This window comes from Telluria sp. PB2R4 (assembly GCF_059685695.1).
The window spans coordinates 380,326-399,423 of the sequence record NZ_JCASIC010000003.1 but is presented as its reverse complement, the minus strand read 5'-3'; the positions used below and the strand labels follow the sequence as shown (position 1 = coordinate 399,423).

The following is a 19,098-nucleotide window of genomic DNA, read 5'->3' as shown; positions in this document are numbered from 1 at the left end:
AGTTCATGTCATCGACGGCTAGCATGAACATCAACAACGTGTTATGTTAGGCAACATTTTGCTCTGAATTTTTTGATTCTTTGAAAACACAAAGTTGCGGAATGGTAGGATAGCTTGTCTACATGGTTTTGCACGTATGTGACCGCTGACTGGCGTTGATGGAAAGAATTCTGGCAATCAGATTTTGCTCCAGCAATAAAGATTTCATAGAACTGGACGATGTTTACAGCATCGCTGAAGGCGTTCGATGTGCCTGCTCACCTGCTGAGCGGGGCGTCACTTGGCTGGCCGTTACGTTGGCAGCTGAGCGAAACCGTGTGTATAGTGACTGGGCGCATTAAGGGGAAACACCATGAATGCCGAAAAGCTAGGACAACTCGAGACAGTAATAGATGAGGGTACAGATGAGGCCGAATCACGCGCCACGATATCTGGTACTCGGGATATCATAACGTCCAGTCAATACGAGGACGTAATCGTGCAACGGGACAATTATCACCTTCGTCTTTGCGATAAAGCGGAAATTCGGAACTCAGCAAGCATGTTGATAAGCAAGATGTATGCTTGGCGCGGTTACGCCGGCACCCATCGACCCGACGACGATCCGAACCGTATTACGCTGATGGCCCAGAACAAAGGCACGGTGTTGGGCACGATCACGATCGGCATCGACTCGGCGATTGGACTCAACGCGGACAAAATATTCGGGCAGGAGTTGAATGCCCACCGTGAACGCGGTGCCAAGTTATGTGAATTTACCAAGCTGGCATTCGACCCCACCGGCAGTTCCAAGGAATCGCTGGGCAATCTGTTTCACCTTGCCGTGATTTACGCCCGCGACATTTACCATTGCACTGATATCGTGATTGAGGTCAATCCGCGCCACCGCCGTTTCTACGAGCGCATGCTCGGGTTCCAACGCGAAGGTGAGATGAAAATCAATCCGCGCGTGGACGCCCCTGCCTATCTACTTCGGGTCAGCCTGGACTACGCAAGCGAGCAAATCATCAAATACGGCGGAACCCGCAGCGAGAGCCCCACGGAACGCTCTTTCTACCCGTATTTTTTCTCGCCACGCGAGGAGATCGGTATCCGTAACCGGTTACTCAGGATTGACGAACACGCCGAAATATAACCCGGCGATGCAAGTTCCCACATTTATTCTTTCCAGCGCGTAGCTGGCGGCTTCCCTATGAGCGATTTCTTCCCGTACGATACAGCGTTCTCCCGTAATATCGGCTGGCTCACGCGAGAAGAGCAGGCAGTCCTGCGCACGAAACGTGTCGCCATCGCTGGTGGCGGCGGTGTAGGGGGCGTTCACCTGCTGACCTTGGCGCGGCTGGGCATTGGGGCGTTCAACATCGCCGACTTTGATAAATTCGACATCGCCAACTTTAACCGGCAGGTCGGTGCAAGTATGACAACGGTCGGGGTGGCCAAAGTGGAGGTGATGGCGCGGATGGCGCGCGATATCAACCCTGGCCTCGACATCAAGATATTCCCCGAGGGTATCAATGGGGGCAACCTGGACGAATTCCTCGAAGGTGTCGACCTCTACATTGACGGACTCGATTTCTTTGCGTTCGACATACGCCAACAGACCTTTGCGCGCTGCGCGGCCCTTGGCATTCCAGCGACTACCGTCGCGCCGCTGGGCATGGGCGCAGCGCTGCTCAACTTCATGCCAGGGAAGATGACGTTCGAGGAGTATTTCCAGTGGGGCGACCTGCCGGAGATCGACAAGGCGATCCGCTTCGTGGTCGGGCTGGCCCCGGCCGGTCTGCATCGCGGCTACCTAGTCGTGCCGTCGACGGTGAGTTTCGCCGAGCGGCGCGGGCCGTCGACGATCATGGCGTGCCAGCTGTGCGCCGGCATCGCTGCCACTGAGGCCCTGAAGATCCTGTTAAAGCGCGGCAAGGTGCGCGCAGCCCCGCACGGCTCGCAATTCGATGCCTACCGGTACAAGCTGACCCGTACCTGGCGCCCGGGCGGCAACCGCCACCCGGTGCAGCGCCTCGCCATTGCTATTGGAAAGCGCCAGCTGACCAAGTAGCGGTTCAGGCGCTGGTGGTGTCGGTAAACACCGTCGCCAACGGCAGCCGGCGCGAACGCACCGGTGTCGCCTTCGGATAGCCGACACGCAGTATCATGTGCAGCATCTCACTCTGGCCAAGACCAAGCAGGCGCTGCACTTCCTGTTCGACGCCGGTGATTTTCGCGTCGAAACCCTCGGCCAAGTTTCCTGAATGCAGGCGATTGATCTGGTCGGTGACCACATAATACGGTTGCGCCGCCAGCCCGGCCAGGTTCAATTCGCTCCACACCCTCGCCAGCAGGCGCCCGGCATCGATGACGCCGCGGCGGTCGCCGGGACCTGAAATGCACAGCAACGCGGGAGCGGCCGAAATGAGCCCCACTTCCGAACGCGCCAGCAGCTTGTAGGCGCCCAGCCGGTTCAGCGCCGACAACCGGCTCCAGTCGGACATGAAGCCCATCATTGCCTTGCCGCCTGGCGGCAGACCCAGCGTGTTCATGTCCAGGCCATCGCCTGTGGCTACCTCCGCCGGCGTGTGGCGCAGGCTGCCGAACAGCCACGCGTGCAGCGCACGGTCGCAAAAGCGTGCTTCCGAGCTGGTTCGCACAGCACGAATCAGCTCAGCCTTGGGCTGCTTTGCCGTCAGCAGCGTCACCCGGCTGGCGCCTTCGCCCTGCTGCAGCATCTGATCGGCAAGGGCGGCGGGCAGCGCCGTGCTGCGATAAGCGAGGCGATTGGTATGGCGCCTCGCCGGGCCGTCGGGTATCGTAAATCCTGCAGGCGTGGAGGAAATCTCGATCGACCCATACGGCTGTCCTGCATTATTCCAGCGCCACTGTGCATCCACGCCGTTGGCGGCGAGCGCCGCCTGGACGTTCTCGGCCACCGCGCCGATGCCCATCAGGGTCGCGTGGCTCTCTGCCGAAAACACATTCGTTTCGGCGTGGCGCTGTTCGTAAGCCAGTTCAAGCACCTGGCCGTTCCATGTCATCCGCCAGGTCTGGCAATTGTCGGCCGAAGGGGCCAGTGCGCCAGTCTCGGCCACGTGCGTGATAAATGTCGATGTCATCGGTGTCGATATTGTTTGGCTAATTTCCATCCAGAACCCTACCATGCTTCGCGCGGACTGTGAGCGCAAAAGGCAGTGTATGGGCCGCGTTCAAAAAGAAAAAGCCCGTCGCGAAGGACGGGCTTAAAGTGCTGCGCGTTATCGCGCGGCAGGAATTACTTCTTGGTTTGACGACGACGGCTTGCAGCACCCAGACCCAGAAGGCCCAGTGCCATCAGCGACAGCGATGCAGGCTCTGGTACCGCAGCGACGCGGCCAGCGACGCTGGCAACGCCAGCGAGAGGCAACTCGCCCGAGGCGCCAACGATGCTGAACGAGGTGGTCAGGTCGAAGTCGGAGCAGTTGACGCCAAGGGTGCAACCCAGGTTGTTGGTCACCGAGTTGGTGTTCAGCGCAGCGACAACATCAGCCAGACCGGAAACGATGTCCAGTTGGCCAATTCCCTTACCGCCGTCGGCAGTACCCGTGCCGAAGTTGGTACCGTTGGCCTGCAGGGTGCCGGTACGGCCCGAAGTCAGGTCAAGGAAGTTGGCGCCGGACAAACGCAGCCACAGGGTGCCATTAGTTGATTGTGCAAGCATCTGCGCTTCGGTGGCTTGGAACGGATTGAAGTCAACGTCGGCACCGGTGCCGACATAGAAATCAACAAAGCCGCCGTTGAAGTCGATGTCGTTCGGCGTGCCGCCCGGTTTGGCGGTAAAGCCGTAGAAGCGGAAGGTCAGCTCGCAGGTGGCTGGGCCGCCGGCGCAGTAGTTCAGGTTGCCGTTGATCGAATTGACGCGGCCATAGCCGGCCAGTTCTGCGCCCGGGCCAAAGCCAGGCGTGAAGCCGGTGCCGACGTTGGTGGCGCCCGGGCTGGTGGTGTAGGTACCGATAAAGTTCTCGTACACTTCTGCAGCTTCGAAGTGTGGCGAGCCAGCGGTGCCGACGTTGATGCCACCAACGGTAATTGCGAAGGCTGGCAGGCTGCTGATGGCCAGCGCGGCGGCCAGCAGCGTTTTCTTGATCGATTTCATTTTAAATATCTCCTAAGTGTTTAACTGCTCAATGTTTCGATGATGGTTTCGCGCTTTTTTACGACTCTTGCTTCAGGCTTCGGACCGTGCCAACGCTGATTTTCAGTGTTGCCCTTGCTCCGAGCGGCTCAGCTAGATATTGCGATTCCGGTCTGACGGTATATGCTAAGCATTTTCCAGGCCAGCTCTCATACATCGTTTTAAATCAATAACTTATGGGAGTCGTCAAAAATTCGGAAAGCGGAACTGTAAGCTTTTCCGACATGCGTCAAGCATCATTCGATTGCTTGGGTGGAAAAATTGCTTTATGAAGCAAATGCTGTGCGAGCAGCAGCGGAGGCATGCGCAACCAGTTGCTGCGCACATAGAGTAAAAACCGCGCCAGACCGCTGCCAGCGCGGCGGCAGCTCGGATGGTCCGGCTCGATCGCGCGCAGGAACAGGGCGTCCATCATCGGGGCCATCAATGACGAGGGCGCATCGGCGGCACTGTCTGCGAGTATCGCGGGAGGAACCGGCGTGCCCAGCAGGCGCGAGGCATGGCGCAAGGTGTAATACAGCGTCGGACCCAGTTCAAGGGCACGCGCGCGCGCCATCAACTGCGGCCAGAACGCCGGATCGCGGCCGAAGTGGGACAGCAGCCGATGCAGGTCGACCAGGTCGCGCAGGCCATACTCGAACTCGCCATAGAACAGGTGGACGGCGCTATGAAGCACCATATCGGCAGGGGCCAGCACCTGTATTCCGTCCTTTCCCTCGACCGGAACGGCGCCGGCCAGCAGCAGCCGCGGGTCCGGGCGCACTGGCGCAGTCTCGGGGAGGATGGCATGGTGGACATCGATGCGGGTGCCGCGCTTGACGTTTTCCATCGGCGGCAGTTCGTGCATCCAGGTGCGGTAGTAGCGCTGGTCGTAGGCGTCCTGATGGGTCGTAGTCCATCCGTGCAGCATCAGCGCGGCTTCCGTCTTGCCCAGCATGGCTTTCGGCACCAGGATGTCGATGTCGTTAAACAGCCGGCCCGGCGCCGGCGGCAACCCGGCCACCGCATAGGCCGCGCCCTTGAGCAGGACCAGCGGCAGGCCCAGTTCGCGCAGCGCCGCCTGGATCAGCAGGACTTCGTAGCCGGTGCCCTGGCGGTGGCGCAGGCCGACCGCCTTCCAGCGGACGAAATGCGCGCGCACTTGTGGCGGCAGCCGATCGAGCAGTCCGCGCGCTTCGAACAGCCCGGCTAGCGCGGGGAGCAGCTTGACCCGTCCGGCCTGGCGCAGCAGCTTGTCCCAGTCGGCCAGGCCAAAGCCGCAGGCCCGCTCAGGATCGCGCCAGGCTTGCAGCAGCAAAGGAAGGTCGGTCATCATGCGCCCGCGGCGAGGTTGTCGAAGGTGGCCAGGGCGTCGTCCAGCCGGCTATAGCTGAAGCTGTAGGCGGAACAGCCGTTGACCAGGCCGGCCAGCGCATCGAAACCGGCGGCGCCGAGCACCGGGTAGTTGAACGCATTCTCGGCCAGCCGCATAAAGGTATCGGCGCCATACACCGCTTCCAGGTCGACGTCGGCGCCGGCCTCGAACCTGGGGAAAATGACCCAGGCCGGACGCGCCAGCTCGGCGGCGCGCGCGACACTGCCTGACGGCGCCCGCAGGTGGGCGACGCTGCCCTTGCTGGTGGCGTGCACCGGCTGGCTCAGAACGGCGGCCGGTATGTAAGTGCGGACGATGTCGATCGACGCATTCTTTAGGCTGACCGGCCGCGGCACCGGGACCAGCATGCCGTCCGACAGGCGCACCAGCGCCAGTTCATCCGACAGCAGCCGCCAGCCATTGTTGACCAGGGCGGCGCACAGGGTGCTCTTGCCTGACCCGGGCGGGGCCGGCAGGATCGCCGCCATGCCGCCGCGTTCGACCACGGCCGCGTGCAGCACCAGGTGGTCGTGGGCCTGGCTTGACACGCACCAGTTCAGTCCCCATTCGAAAATCGGGAAGGCCTGCGCCAGCGGCAACGGGCTGAACATCGATTCGCCATCGACCAGGAATTCGACTTGCGGGCGGATCCAGCGGCGCAGCCCGCGCGCGCGCGCCACGCTGATGTGGAAGTCGGCAAAGCCGCTGTCGTCGAGCGGGTAATCGGGATACAGGAGAGCCAGGTTGTCGACCACCGCGGCAATGCGGGTATGCAGGCGCACCACGAAAGGGCCGGTGCGGATATCCAAGCCGGGGCCGGACAAGCGCCGGCGCAGTTCCCGCGGGTTGAGCGATGCGAGGGTCAGCACGGGCAGCGCTCGACCAGCATCAGGCGTTCGAGGTCAGCGAGGAGCTCGGACAGGGTGGTATTGCCGGGGAGGGATTCAGTCAGCGCGGCGCCGAGCTCGGAGTCGCTGCGCGCGCCCGCCGCAAGCGCCTGCAGCAACTGCATGGCTTGCACACCCAGCAGGTGGGTATCGCCCGACAGGTTGTTAAACAAGACAAACTCGTCGTCCCAGCGGTAATGGCGCATTTGCTGTCCGCGGACCAGGCGCCACTGCGCCGCCAGTTCAGCGTCCGTCAATCGTGGTAGGTACTCTCAAGATATTTCGCCACGCGCTCTTTCGACCAGGGCTCGACATCCGGGTCGTCGACCGGCGCGTAGACCCCAAAGGTCCTCAGTTCGTTCCAGATCGCCCTGAGCTGGTCCACCGTCATGAACTTGACTAGTTTTGCGTTGATATTGAGGTATGTGGCAGTAAAGTGACACCCCAGATTGTGCGTATCAAAATAATTGCCGGGATCTTGCTGCTTGATCATTACCCCCAACTTGGTGCTCGCATACGGCTCGTCGCTGGGGAATATGTCGCCAAACGGGGTGTCGCGTGAGGTGCCAAGCGGCCACGTACGGGTCGGGTTTTTCCAGAAGCCGGGCGAATTGCCGCCGGCGCATTTTTCGATCGTCACGCCGCGGCTGGCCATGGTCGGGCCAGACATTGTCATCGACGGGACGGTGCATACCGTCGCCATGCCCGAGCCGCTGGCCAGGGTCAGGACGACGCCAGTGCTGCCGGCGCGCAGGAACTTGCGCCGCGCAGTGATCTTTTCCTGTGCATCCTCGTCCGCGACGACGGGAGACGCATCTTGTTGTTGTTCGGTAGTCACGTCATATCCTCAATGATGGTCAGCTCAACGGTGCGCCGACCGAATGTAAGCTTAGCAATTTTCGTTCCGTCGCGCATGATTAAGGAAAAATCCGTGAGAAAACAAGGCCTTCCGCCGGAATCCCGGCGCTGGCTCGGGTGCGCTTCCCCGAGCGTGTAAGTATAATCGACAGTTTTAGAAGAAACTCTCAGGAACGATCAGCACGTCGCCCGGATACATGTAGATGTTGGCCGAGATGTCGCCGCCCTTGATCAGGTCGTCCAGGCGGACATCGATTTTCTGCTGCTTGCCGTCGATTGTGCGGACGATGGTCGCGCGGTTGCCGGAAGCGAAGTCAGTGATACCGCCGACAGCGATCATCACATCCATCAGCGACATCTTGCGGCGGAACGGCAGGGTCTGCGGGCGCGTGGCCTGGCCGATGATACGGATCTGCTCGTCGTAGTTGCCGCTGAAGCTGCTCACCATCACGGTCACCGTCGGCTGCTGGATAAATTGCGCCAGCGCGGCTTCGATGTCGCGCGCCAGTTCGGTCGAGGTTTTGCCAGCGGCAGGCAAGTCTTCCACTAGCGGGGAGGTGATCTTGCCGTCCGGGCGCACCTGGACGCTGGTCGATACCTCCGGATTGCGCCACACCATGATCGAAAGGTTGTCGCCGGGGCCAATGCGGTAATCGCGTTCAGGAATCTGCTCGGCGACCGGCGCGCTGACGCCGCGCGAGGCGCAACCGCTCAGGCCAAGCGCACACATTGCCAGCGCGGAACACGCCAGCAGTTTGATCAGGTTGTGTTGGAGAGTCTTCACTTGGATATCCTTTTAGAACGTGATGAGGAAGCGTCGGCCGCTAGCGGCATCGCATCCATAATGATTCTGATAAGTAACTATACTTTCAAGAGTTTCTATTTTAGCATGCATCTTTTTGTCGAAAAGCTGCACAATTGCAAATTTTATCCGCTAGTTTTTTTGCTCCTTCAGCAGTTCCTGAATATAACTGGCTGGAATCGCATACGTGATGCCGCTGGGCGTGGTAATGGCCGTTTCCTTGAGTCCCTTGACCATGACCATGTTTAGAATGCCATAGACCACGCCGGTTTCCGGGTCGTACAGCGGGCTGCCGCTATTACCCGGATAGGCGGTGGCGTCGAGCTGGAAAATGGCAAACGGCGTCTTTTGCAGCTGGCTTAACACGCGCGGATTGAGGTTACTTGAGTTCAAGGCCGGCATCGCCACCGGCGTAATGGACGCCAGCGTTGCCCGGTGGGTCGCGTGGTGCATGCCCAGCGCCATGGCCAGCGGGAAGCCGGTAAACGCGAAATCCATGCCCTCTACGACCTTGGCCGCATCGCCCAGCGTCAGCGGCGCCAGCGGCGCGCCGGTCAGGCGCAGGTGGGCCAGGTCATGCTCGCGATCCATGCCCGCTAGCCGGGCCGGGCGAAACGCGATCTCCTTACCATCCTTTACCACCACGCCAAGCACTTCCATCTTTTCCGTGTCGAGCAGGGCGGGAATACTATGCGCGTTGGTGATGATCGACAGGCCGTCGCCGACCGCGAAGCCGGTCGAGGCGAAGCGGATGGCCGGGGTGCGGGTCCGCTGGTAGGTGCCGACGCCGACGATCGACGGCTTGATGGCAGCGATGGTGCGCGGCAGGTCGGCGGCCGTGGCCACGGCTGGCTGGGCAAGCAAAAGGGCGGCCAAAACAGTGAACTTGATGAAGAAGAAATCGAATGGCGACATGCCGCCGAGACTAGCTAGTTGCTCCAAGAAAAGCAAGAAGTGACATTCGATAAAGCGTGCAGGCAGAAGCCGGACCCGCATCTGTTGTTAAATTGAAGCGCACGATTGTAATATCACATCTTTTTTTCCATTTCTGTGGGAAACTGTTTTCCGCGGGAAACTTCGCGATTTGGTGGTTCGTCGTCATCCCCGCAGTTGTCACTATCTTGCAACCGAGTTAAGAGAAAACTGAGATTACGTAGCAATATGCAATAATATGTCATGTATGATATGACATTAGTCAATGCATTACGGCAATTTCGCATTGGTAAACAATCTAAACCAAAACAGTGCTAACAAGATGCGCCTGACAGCCTTGTCCGCGCGGTCACTAAAGGCGATACATAGATGACAGAATTAATCATCCTGATCACCAGCTTCCTGAAAGCGATCTGGAAATACCGTTGGCATGCGCTTCTGACGTCCGTGGTAATAGCGATTGTCGGGTGGATTTCCGCATACCGCATGCCCGACGACTACCAGGCTTCAGCACGGGTTTACGTCGACACCCAGAGCATCCTCGCCCCGCTGCTGGCCGGAATGACCACGGTGCCCAATGTCGAGCAGCAGGTCGGCTTCATGCGCCGCACCCTCATCAGCCGTCCGAACGTCGAGAAAGTCATCCGCATGGTCGATCTCGACATCAAGTCGAAGACGCCGAAGGAACACGAGGAAATGGTCGACAAGCTGATCAAAGACATCAGCATCACCGGCACCGAGCGTGACGACATTTACACGATCGCCTATAGTAACCCCAATCCGAAGGTCGGCAAGGACGTCGTCGCATCGCTGCTGACCCTGTTCGTCGAAGGCAGCTTCGGCGGCAAGAAGCAGGATTCGGACAAGGCGGTGCAGTTCATCGAAGACCAGATCAAGTCCTATGAAGAAAAGCTGACGACGGCCGAGAATACGCTGAAGGAATTCAAGATCAAGAACATCGGCATGTTGCCGCGACAGGGCGGCGGCGATTACAACACCGCAATGGGCGCGATCATCGACCAGCTCAGCGCGGCAAGGCTTGAGCTGACCGAGGCCGAACACGCCCGCGATGCCATCAAGCGCCAGATTGCCGGCGATACGCCGGTGCCGGTCGGCCTGCAGGAAACCGATATCGCCAATCCCGAGATCGATGGCAGGCTTGCGGAGCTGAGCAAGAATCTGGACGGCTTGCAGATGAAATATACCGACGAGCATCCCGATATCGCCGCGACCAAGCGCCTGATTGAGCAACTCGAGGAGCGCAAGCGCGAAGCGGCCAAGAAGATCAAGCGCAGCAATGATCCTGGCGCCAATTACAGCCCGATGCTGCAGCAGTTGAACGTCGCGCTGTCGGTCGAAGAAGCGCGCGTCGCGGCCCTCCGGGCGCGGGTCGGCGAATACAGCGCACGTGCCGCACGCCTGCGTTCCCAGAGCGCGCTGGCGCCGGACGTCGAGGCGCACCTGGCGCAGCTTAATCGCGACTACGAAATTAACAAGGAAAACTACGAGAAACTGGTGGGCCGGCGCGAGGCCGCCAAGTTGTCGGGCGAGCTCAGCTCGGCAACCGATACCTTGGTGTTCCGGGTGATCGATCCGCCGACGGTACCATCGACGCCGGCTGGACCGAATCGTCCGCGCCTGTTCACGCTGGTGTTTCTGGGCGCGCTGCTGGCCGGTCTCGGCGTCGCTCTCCTGATGAGCCAGATCCGTCCGACCTTCATGAGCCAGGCCAAGCTGCGCGAAGTCACGGCCCTGCCTATCCTTGGCAGCATCAGTATGAACTGGACCGACGAGCAGAAAATCAAGCGCACCAAGCGAACCTACGCGTTCGGCGCGGCCGTCGTGGCCCTGTTCGGCGCCTATGGCGCCGTGATAGCGGTCCTCGTCATCCAACCATCGCTGTAATCGCGTTCACTGGAGAACTTGCGTGAGCATTATTGAAAAAGCCGCAAAGCGGATTAGCACCAAGCAGGACGAGGACGCCGCCTTCATGCCGGTTGCCGCGTCCATCACCCTGGATGCACCGGCGCCAGCGCCAGTACCAGTCAGCGCCGCGCTGCCGCCGGTCGAGACCGCGGCAGCCGTATCGGCGCAGCCTCAGCGTAACGGCCGCGAAGTCGAACTCGACCTGCAGCGCATGCAGACCATGGGCCTGATCACCCCCGGTGGCGGACGCACCACCCTGCTCGAAGACTTCCGCATCATCAAGCGCCCGCTGCTCAGGCGCGCCTTTGGCGAGCCGGTCGCTGGCGAAATGCCGGGCAACCTGATCATGGTCACCAGTTCGCTGCCGGGTGAAGGCAAGACCTTCTGCGCGATCAACCTGGCGATGAGCATCGCGATGGAACTGGATCACACCGTGCTGCTGATCGATGCCGACGTCGCGCGTCCGTCCGTGCTGAACACCCTCGGGCTGCCCGCCGAGCGTGGCCTGATGGACGTCCTGCTCGACGATAATCTCGACGTAGCCGACGTGCTGTTGCGCACCAACGTGAATACCTTGTCGATTCTGCCAGCGGGCACCAGCAACCCGCGCGCCACCGAACTGCTGGCCAGCCAGGCTATGAGCAGCCTGGTCTCCGAGATCGCCAACCGTTATCCCGACCGGATCGTGATCTTCGATTCGCCGCCGCTGCTGCTGACCAGCGAAGCGCACGTGCTGGCATCGCACATGGGCCAGATCGTGGTCGTGGTTGAGGCCGAAGTAACAACCCAGCAAGCCGTCACGGTGGCAGTGGCCCAGCTGCAAGGCATGCCAAACGTCAACCTCATCTACAACAAGACGCGCGCGTTTCCAGGTACGGAAACCTATGACTATCACTATGGCTAAGCACCGGCGCGCAGCATGTGCGTTGGCGCCGCTGGTGTTGTTGTTGACGCCGTCCGCGCAGGCGAACTGGAAATTTTCTCCCCTGCTCAATGTCCGTGAAATCTACTCCGACAACCTCGACCTGCGCCCGCGCGGCCAGGAAGAGGGCGGCTGGCGCAGCGAGATCGCGCCTGGTTTCAGGCTGAGCAACCAGGGACGCCGTTTCAGTTTCGACGCCACTTACCAATACCGTTATTTCACCAACGTCAGCGAGTTCGACCAGCGCGGCGAGCGGATCGACCGCGGCCAGTCCGAGCTTGGCGCCAACCTGAGAGCGAAACTGGTCGAGAACCTGTTCTACTTCGACGCGGCCGCCAACATCACGCAGCAGCCGATTTCGGCGTTCGACCCCCTGCCGAGCGACACCGCGTTGGGGGGCAACCGCTCCGAAGTGCGCAGCTACCGCGCCACGCCGTCGCTGCGTCACAGTTTTGGCAATACCGCGACGGTGGATTTGGGCTACACCCACGACGTCGTGGATACCGGTACGCGCGCGGTCGGCTCCAGTGAGGGCAGCACCATCGCCTTCAGCCTCGCCAGCGGCTCGCGGTTTACCTCGGTGGGCTGGGACATCCAGGCCGTGCAGCAGCAGGTCTCCTACGATTTCGCGCCGGACGTCACCTCGAAGAACGCCTCGGTCGGACTCAGTTATGCGCTGAGCCGGGCCTTCAAGCTGACCTCGCGCGTTGGTTATGACGACTACGATTACGCGGCGCTGGGCGGCTCGACGGGCGGGCGCTCATGGTCGGCCGGCTTCCAGTGGGCGCCAAGCGCGCGCACCCGGGTCGACGCGGCCGTGGGCAAGCGCTACTACGGTTCCAGCTATTACCTGAATGCCTCGCACCGCACGCGCCGCATGGTGTTTGACCTGCGCTACAACGACGCTGTCACCAGCACGCGCAACGAGTTCGTGCTGCCCTCGGCGGTGAGCACGGCGGAAATGCTAGATGGATTGTTTGCGGCGACGATTTTCGACCCGGTCGCACGCCAGCGCGCGGTCGAGAACTATATTCGCGCGAGCGGCCTTCCGCCTACCTTGGCTAACAATATCAATTATTTCAGCAACCGGTATTTCCTGCAGCGCGAACTGCAGGCCTCGGCCGGTCTGCGCGGTACCCGCAGCAACCTGCTGTTGTCGGCCTTCGCGGTGCGCCGCATCGCGTTGTCGAACGTCGACACCGATAGCGAGCTGCTGGGTCCCAATTCGAGTTCGCTCAATGATTCGAACCGGCAGGTCGGGGCCAACGTCCTGTGGAACTTGCGGTTGAATCCGAGCAATGAACTCAACACGATCGCGCAGGTGACGCGCGTCAGGTCGGACGCCACAGGCATTGAAGCCACCCACAAGTCGGCCAGCGTGTCGCTGCAGCACCGCTTCGACCGCCGGTTTACCGGAATCGCCGAACTGCGCCGCCAGACCGGCCCAAACGGCCCGAACGGTCCCGGCTATGTCGAGAATGCTGTGTCCGCGTCCGTCAACATGCTGTTCTGAGAAGCGAGTACTGCAATGTATGAATCCTATTACGGTCTCAGCGACAAGCCATTCCGGCTGAGGCCAGACCCGCACTTCTACTACGGCAGCAAGGGCCACAAGCGCGCTATGTCCTACCTCGAGTACGGTCTGTCGCACGGCGAGGGCTTCATCGTGATCACCGGTGAAGTCGGGGCCGGCAAGACCACGCTGGTGCGCAACCTGTTCAACAAGATTCCGTCCGACAAGATTGTCGCGGCCCACATCGTCAACACCCATCTCGACGCCGATGACACCCTGCGCACCGTGGTGGCAGCGTTCGGCCTGGATTACGAAAACGCCAGCAAGACGGCGATGCTGGCGCGCCTCGAGCATTTCCTGCGCGCCAGCGACGAGCAAGGCAAGCGTGCGCTGCTGGTGGTCGACGAAGCCCAGAACCTGACCTCGCGCGCGGTCGAGGAGCTGCGCATGCTGTCGAACTTCCAGACCGACGACAAATCGCTGCTGCAGACCTTCCTGCTGGGACAGCCAGAATTCCGAACCACCTTGCACAGCGCTGGCATGCAGCAACTGCGCCAGCGCGTGACCGCCAGCTACCATCTCGGCCCGATGGATGCGGAAGAAACCCGCGCCTACATCGAGCACCGGCTGCACACGGTCGGCTGGCACGATGACCCGACCTTCAGCGACAACGCCTATGCCGCGATCTTCGATTATTCGGGCGGCATCCCGCGCAAGGTGAATGCCCTGTGCGACCGCCTGCTGCTGATGGGCTATCTGGAAGAGCTGCACGCGCTCAAGGAAAAGGACGTCGAGGCAGTGATCAGCGACATCGCCGAAGAATACCAGCTGCCGCCGGGCGCCGCGCCAGCCATGGGCGCCAGCATCCAGGGCGCCGCCGCAGGCGCGCCCAATATGGACAACTCGGGCTTCATGGACGAGCGCATGATGAAAATGGAGAAATCCATGTCGTCGGTCCTGTCAATCCTGAAAAAGATCGTCAGTTCGCTGCCTGCCTCCCAGCAATCGACCAATCAGAGGCAGGAATGAACGACCGCCTGCACCCAACCGCCGTTGCCGCGACCGAGATCCGTAATGCGATGACGATCGACGTGGAAGATTACTTCCAGGTGTCGGCGTTCGCCCCGGTGATCGCGCGCGACACCTGGGATAGCCTGGAATGCCGCGTCGAACGCAATGTCGGGCGCATCCTCGCGATTCTTGCCAGCGGCAACGTCAAGGCGACCTTCTTCGTGCTGGGCTGGGTGGCGGAACGCTATCCGGCGCTGGTGCGCAGCATTGTCGCCGGCGGCCACGAAGTGGCCAGCCATGGCTATGGCCACTTGCGCGCGTCCGACCAGAGCCGCGCCGAATTCGCCGACGACATCCAGCGCAGCAAGGCGATCCTGGAAGACATCGGCGGCCAGGCCGTGCTTGGCTACCGCGCCCCGAGCTTTTCGATCGGCACCGCCAACCTGTGGGCGCTCGACGTGCTGCAGGAAGCCGGCTACCGCTACAGCTCAAGCATCTATCCGATCCAGCATGACCACTACGGCATGCCGGAGGCGCCGCGCTTCGCCTTCTACCCGGACGGCCCGGGCGGCCTGCTGGAAGTCCCGATCACCACCGTGCAAGTGGGCCAGCGCAAGCTGCCGGCCGGCGGCGGCGGCTACTTCCGCCTTCTGCCGTACGCGCTGTCGCGCTGGATGATGGAACGGGTCAACCGGGTCGACCAGCAAAGCGCCATCTTTTACTTCCACCCATGGGAAATCGACCCTGGCCAGCCACGCCCGCCGGGCGCCAGCGCCAAGAGCCGGTTCCGCCACTACGTGAACCTCGGCCGCATGGAAGGGCGCATCGCCCAGCTGACGCGCGACTTCAAGTGGGACCGCATGGACAGGATTTTTTTAGGTAAATAATGAGTTCGATCATCGAAGCGGTACAAACCAAACGCGCGGCCGCCAGCATCGCCGCCAACCGTCCCGCCCTGCAGTTGCTGAAACCGGCCGATTACGCGCGCTGGGATGCGTTCGTCGCATCCTGCCCCGAGGCCACGTTCTTCCACCGCGCCGGCTGGCAAACCGTGATCGAACGGGCCTACGGCCACCAGACCTGGTTCTATTATGTCGAGCAGGATGGCAAGATCATCGGCATCCTGCCGCTCGCCGAAATCAAGAGCCGCATGTTCGGCCACTCGCTCGGTTCGCTGCCGTTTTGCGTGCTGGGCGGCGTCGTCGCCACAGTGGACGCGGCGCGCGGCATGCTCGATGACGCCGCCGACGCGCTGGCGCGCGAACTGAAGGTCGGCCATCTCGAATACCGCTACCTGGTCGCCCGCCACGCTGGCGATCCGAACTGGTACCAGAAAGAGCTCTACGTCACCTTCCGCAAGGAGATCGGCGCCGACGACGAGGCCAACATGAACGCTATCCCGCGCAAGCAGCGCGCGATGGTACGCAAGGGCATCAAGCTGGGCCTGGCCGCCGAGATCGACCAGGATGTCGAGCGCTTTTTCCTCGCCTATTCGACCAGCGTGCACCGGCTCGGCACCCCGGTCTTTCCGAAGTCGTACTTCCGTGTGATCAAGGAAGTGTTCGGCGACGACTGCGAAATCCGCGTCATCGTGCGCGGCGGCGAAGTGATCGCCGCGGTGCTGTCGTTCTACTTCCGCGACGAAGTGCTGCCTTACTACGGCGGCGGCATGCCGGCCGCGCGCGAATGCGCGGGCAACGACTACATGTACTGGAACCTGATGCAGGCGGCCGCCGCGCGCGGCTGCCGCGTGTTCGATTTCGGCCGCAGCAAGCTGGGCACCGGCGCCTTCGACTTCAAGAAGAACTGGGGGTTCGAGCCGACCCCGCTGGCCTATGAATACCGCCTGTACGAATCGACCGAGCTGCCCGACAACAATCCGCTGAATCCGAAGTACCAGCTATTCATCAAGCTGTGGCAAAAGATGCCGATCGGCCTGGCCAACTTCCTTGGCCCGTACGTGGTCAGGAACCTGGGATAACCCGATGGACGACCTGCTCCTGCTGGTGCACCGGATGCCGTATCCGCCCAACAAGGGCGACAAAATCCGCTCCTACTACCTGCTCAAGCACCTGAGCCAGCGCTACCGCGTCCACCTATCGACCTTCGTCGACGATGCCGACGACTGGCAGCATGTGCCGACGGTGAGGGCGCTGTGCGCTAGCAGCCATTTCGCGCCGCTCGATCCGCGCATGGCGCGGGTGCGCAGCCTGGCCGCGTTGGCCACCAACGAATCGCTGTCGCTGCGCTACTACCGCGACGCCACCGTGCAGCGCTGGGTGGCCGACACCATGGCGGCCCATCCGATCGCCCGCATCGTCGTGTTCTCTTCGCCGATGGCGCAGTATGCCGAGCCTTACCGCGATGCGCGCAGGGTGGTGGACTTCTGCGACGTCGATTCGGATAAATGGCGCCAGTACGCCGACGGCAAGAAGTGGCCGATGAGCGCGCTGTATGCGCACGAGGCGCGCCAGCTGCTGCGCTACGAGCGCAAGGTCGCTTCCGAGTCCGACGCCGCGCTGTTCGTGTCGGCGCCCGAGGCCGACCTGTTCCGCCAGCTGGCCCCGGAGAGCGACGCCAAGATCGGCTTTTTCAACAACGGCGTCGATACCGAGTACTTTACCCCGCAGGGCGCGTACGACAATCCGTACCGGGTGGGCGAGCAGGCGCTGGTGTTTACCGGCGCCATGGATTACTGGCCGAATGTCGACGCCGTGCAGTGGTTCGCCGCCGAGGTGTTCCCGCGCCTGCTGGACGCGGCGCCGCAACTGCGTTTCTACATCGTCGGCGCCCGTCCTTCCTCGCCGGTGCAGCAATTGGCGCGCCTGCCAGGCGTCGTCGTCACCGGCACGGTCCCGGACGTTCGCCCTTACATCGCCCACGCGACCGTCTCGGTCGCGCCGCTGCGGGTGGCGCGCGGGATCCAGAACAAGGTGCTCGAAGCGATGGCCATGGCGCGCCCGGTGGTGGTGTCGCCGCAGGCGCTGGAAGGCATCGAGGCCGCGCCTGGCAGTGACCTGCTCCTTGCCGAAGGCGCCGAGCAATTCATCAGCGCCATAACCACTCTCTTGCACCAGGACGATGCCGCCCTCGGGCCGTCGGCGCGCGCCGCCGTCGTCTCGCGCTATAGCTGGCCAAGCAACCTGGCGCGCATCGATGCGAGGCTTGAATGTACCTGACACCGCCGCCGGCCGTCATGAATGCCCAGCGAGGCGCCTTGTCCGTCGGCGCATGGCTGCTGATCGCGCTCGCCGTGCTGGCGCCGTTCGCCATGTACTTCGACACGGCGCGCTCGATTGTCGAGATCTGGAACCGTTCCGGCACCTACGCCCACGGTTACGCGATCCTGCCGATCTCCCTGTGGCTGATCTGGGGCCGGCGCGAGCAGGTGCGCGGCCTGCCGGTGACGCTGTGCCTGCCGGCGCTGGTCCCGCTGGCGCTGTGCGGCGTGGCCTGGCTGATGGCCGAGCTGGCCGAAGTCCAGGTGGTGCGCCAGTATGCATTCGCCGCCATGCTGCCGCTAAGCGCATTGGCGATACTCGGCGTGCCGATCGCCCGCCGGCTGGCCTTTCCGCTGCTGTTCATCCTGTTTGCGGTGCCGTTCGGCGACGTCTTCATCGACCCGCTGATCAATGTGACCGCCGACTTTACGGTCCGCGCGGTACAGGCGACCGGCATCCCGATTTACCGGGAAGGCAATAACTTTTCTCTGCCGAGCGGTAACTGGTCGGTGGTCGAAGCCTGCAGCGGCGTGCGCTACCTGATTTCCTCGGTCACCCTCGGCAGCGTGTATGCCTACCTGACTTTCCGCTCCGCGGGCCGGCGCGCACTGTTCGTGTTGACGTCGATCATCGTGCCGATCGTCGCCAATGGCTTGCGCGCCTACATCATCGTCATGATCGGCCACCTGAGTGGCATGACGATGGCAGTCGGCGTCGACCACCTGATCTACGGTTGGCTGTTCTTCGGCCTGGTCATGTTCTTGCTGTTCTGGATTGGCTCGCTGTGGCGTGAAGACGACAAGGTCGCTCCGGCCAGCGCCGCGCAGCAAGGACCGATCCTGACGGCAGGCGCCAGCGGCGTGCGCCTGGCCCTCGCGGCGCTGGCGGTGGTGGTCGTGGCAGGTATCTGGCCGGCCTACAACTACGCGCTGCTACAGGATACCGCGCCGGCCGCGCCGGTCGAGCTGAACCAGTTGACGCTGGCCTCGCCGACAGCGGCCCGGGCCACCGGCTGGCGCTCCGCCTTCCCGGCGGCGGCTGGCGAGCTGTACCGCAGCTACGACATCGGTGGACGTACCGTCGACCTGGAATTGCGCTACTACCGCCAGCCGCCGGAAGGCACCAAGCTGATCAGCACCAGCAACCGCATGGCCGCCACCTCCGGCGATTCGCTGTGGCGGCCGCGCAGCATGCAGCTCCGCGACGAAAACATTGGTGGCCGCGCACTGCGTGTGCGCGAGAGCGTGATTGCCGGGCTGGGCGGACACGTGCTGACGTGGCATTGGTACTGGATCGACGGCACCAACACCAGCAATGACTATCACGGCAAGCTGTTGCAGCTGCGCGAGAAGCTGACCCATTCGTCCGACGATGGCGCCGTGCTGATGTTCGCCGCCGCCTATGATGAAGACCGCGAGCAGGCCCGGGCCGCGATGCGCGCGTTGCTGGCACGCGACCTGGCCGCGATCGAAGCGGTGCTGGCGGCAAACAGTGGACGCTGAGCACGGTGCG

Annotated in this window: 18 protein-coding genes; 10 read left to right on the top strand and 8 right to left on the bottom strand. The window is 62.1% G+C overall.

What is annotated here, in order from left to right; genetic code table 11:
* Positions 1 to 352: 352 nt before the first annotated feature.
* Both AC56LU_RS07920 and AC56LU_RS07915 read left to right on the top strand, forming a co-directional pair.
* Positions 353 to 1,135, top strand: coding sequence for an N-acyl amino acid synthase FeeM domain-containing protein (locus AC56LU_RS07920; protein WP_497175040.1), 783 nt, complete (start codon positions 353 to 355; stop codon positions 1,133 to 1,135).
* Positions 1,136 to 1,192: 57 nt separating this feature from the next.
* Positions 1,193 to 2,053: a ThiF family adenylyltransferase gene (locus AC56LU_RS07915; RefSeq protein WP_497175039.1), complete on the top strand. Its 861-nt coding sequence runs from the start codon at positions 1,193 to 1,195 to the stop codon at positions 2,051 to 2,053.
* 4 nt (positions 2,054 to 2,057) lie between these two features.
* Here the strand turns inward: AC56LU_RS07915 and AC56LU_RS07910 are convergent, their stop codons facing one another.
* The 8 genes from AC56LU_RS07910 to AC56LU_RS07875 form a co-directional block, all read right to left on the bottom strand.
* On the bottom strand, positions 2,058 to 3,134 hold the full coding sequence (locus AC56LU_RS07910; RefSeq protein WP_497175038.1) for a nitroreductase family protein: 1,077 nt from the start codon (positions 3,132 to 3,134) through the stop codon (positions 2,058 to 2,060).
* 125 nt (positions 3,135 to 3,259) lie between these two features.
* Positions 3,260 to 4,120 (bottom strand): PEP-CTERM sorting domain-containing protein, encoded by an 861-nt coding sequence (locus AC56LU_RS07905; RefSeq protein ID WP_497175037.1) that lies wholly within the window; start codon positions 4,118 to 4,120, stop codon positions 3,260 to 3,262.
* A 268-nt stretch (positions 4,121 to 4,388) separates the two neighbouring features.
* Positions 4,389 to 5,474, bottom strand: coding sequence for a nucleotidyltransferase domain-containing protein (locus tag AC56LU_RS07900; RefSeq protein WP_497175036.1), 1,086 nt, complete (start codon positions 5,472 to 5,474; stop codon positions 4,389 to 4,391).
* Positions 5,471 to 6,382: an HprK-related kinase A gene (locus AC56LU_RS07895; RefSeq protein ID WP_497175035.1), complete on the bottom strand. Its 912-nt coding sequence runs from the start codon at positions 6,380 to 6,382 to the stop codon at positions 5,471 to 5,473. The genes AC56LU_RS07900 and AC56LU_RS07895 overlap by 4 nt, the downstream gene beginning before the upstream one ends.
* Positions 6,376 to 6,657: an HPr-rel-A system PqqD family peptide chaperone gene (locus tag AC56LU_RS07890; protein ID WP_497175034.1), complete on the bottom strand. Its 282-nt coding sequence runs from the start codon at positions 6,655 to 6,657 to the stop codon at positions 6,376 to 6,378. Before AC56LU_RS07890 ends, AC56LU_RS07895 begins: the two co-directional genes overlap by 7 nt.
* The gene (locus AC56LU_RS07885; RefSeq protein WP_497175033.1) at positions 6,654 to 7,238 is read right to left on the bottom strand and encodes a hypothetical protein; all 585 of its coding nucleotides are present in this window, start codon (positions 7,236 to 7,238) and stop codon (positions 6,654 to 6,656) included. Before AC56LU_RS07885 ends, AC56LU_RS07890 begins: the two co-directional genes overlap by 4 nt.
* 174 nt (positions 7,239 to 7,412) lie before the next feature.
* Positions 7,413 to 7,988, bottom strand: a complete 576-nt coding sequence (locus AC56LU_RS07880; protein WP_497175137.1) for an XrtA/PEP-CTERM system exopolysaccharide export protein — start codon at positions 7,986 to 7,988, stop codon at positions 7,413 to 7,415.
* Between the two features lie 204 nt (positions 7,989 to 8,192).
* Positions 8,193 to 9,056 carry a S1 family peptidase gene (locus tag AC56LU_RS07875; RefSeq protein ID WP_497175032.1) on the bottom strand — a complete coding sequence of 288 codons (864 nt, stop codon included), beginning with the start codon at positions 9,054 to 9,056 and terminating at the stop codon, positions 8,193 to 8,195.
* Between the two features lie 306 nt (positions 9,057 to 9,362).
* Between AC56LU_RS07875 and AC56LU_RS07870 the strand changes: the two genes are divergently transcribed.
* The 8 genes from AC56LU_RS07870 to xrtA are packed head-to-tail and all read left to right on the top strand — an operon-like array spanning position 9,363 to position 19,088.
* Positions 9,363 to 10,898, top strand: coding sequence for an XrtA system polysaccharide chain length determinant (locus AC56LU_RS07870; RefSeq protein ID WP_497175031.1), 1,536 nt, complete (start codon positions 9,363 to 9,365; stop codon positions 10,896 to 10,898).
* Between the two features lie 22 nt (positions 10,899 to 10,920).
* A complete protein-coding gene (locus tag AC56LU_RS07865; RefSeq protein WP_497175030.1) occupies positions 10,921 to 11,823 on the top strand; it encodes an XrtA-associated tyrosine autokinase in 903 nt (300 codons plus the stop codon).
* Positions 11,804 to 13,354 (top strand): TIGR03016 family PEP-CTERM system-associated outer membrane protein, encoded by a 1,551-nt coding sequence (locus AC56LU_RS07860; RefSeq protein WP_497175029.1) that lies wholly within the window; start codon positions 11,804 to 11,806, stop codon positions 13,352 to 13,354. Before AC56LU_RS07865 ends, AC56LU_RS07860 begins: the two co-directional genes overlap by 20 nt.
* Positions 13,355 to 13,369: 15 nt before the next feature.
* On the top strand, positions 13,370 to 14,383 hold the full coding sequence (locus tag AC56LU_RS07855) for an XrtA/PEP-CTERM system-associated ATPase (protein ID WP_497175028.1): 1,014 nt from the start codon (positions 13,370 to 13,372) through the stop codon (positions 14,381 to 14,383).
* Positions 14,380 to 15,252, top strand: coding sequence for an XrtA system polysaccharide deacetylase (locus tag AC56LU_RS07850; RefSeq protein WP_497175027.1), 873 nt, complete (start codon positions 14,380 to 14,382; stop codon positions 15,250 to 15,252). Before AC56LU_RS07855 ends, AC56LU_RS07850 begins: the two co-directional genes overlap by 4 nt.
* Positions 15,252 to 16,346 (top strand): FemAB family XrtA/PEP-CTERM system-associated protein, encoded by a 1,095-nt coding sequence (locus AC56LU_RS07845; RefSeq protein ID WP_497175026.1) that lies wholly within the window; start codon positions 15,252 to 15,254, stop codon positions 16,344 to 16,346. Before AC56LU_RS07850 ends, AC56LU_RS07845 begins: the two co-directional genes overlap by 1 nt.
* Before the next feature lie 4 nt (positions 16,347 to 16,350).
* Positions 16,351 to 17,544 carry a TIGR03087 family PEP-CTERM/XrtA system glycosyltransferase gene (locus AC56LU_RS07840; protein ID WP_497175025.1) on the top strand — a complete coding sequence of 398 codons (1,194 nt, stop codon included), beginning with the start codon at positions 16,351 to 16,353 and terminating at the stop codon, positions 17,542 to 17,544.
* A complete protein-coding gene (xrtA, locus tag AC56LU_RS07835) occupies positions 17,535 to 19,088 on the top strand; it encodes an exosortase A (protein WP_497175024.1) in 1,554 nt (517 codons plus the stop codon). The genes AC56LU_RS07840 and xrtA overlap by 10 nt, the downstream gene beginning before the upstream one ends.
* The last annotated feature ends 10 nt before the right edge of the window (positions 19,089 to 19,098 follow it).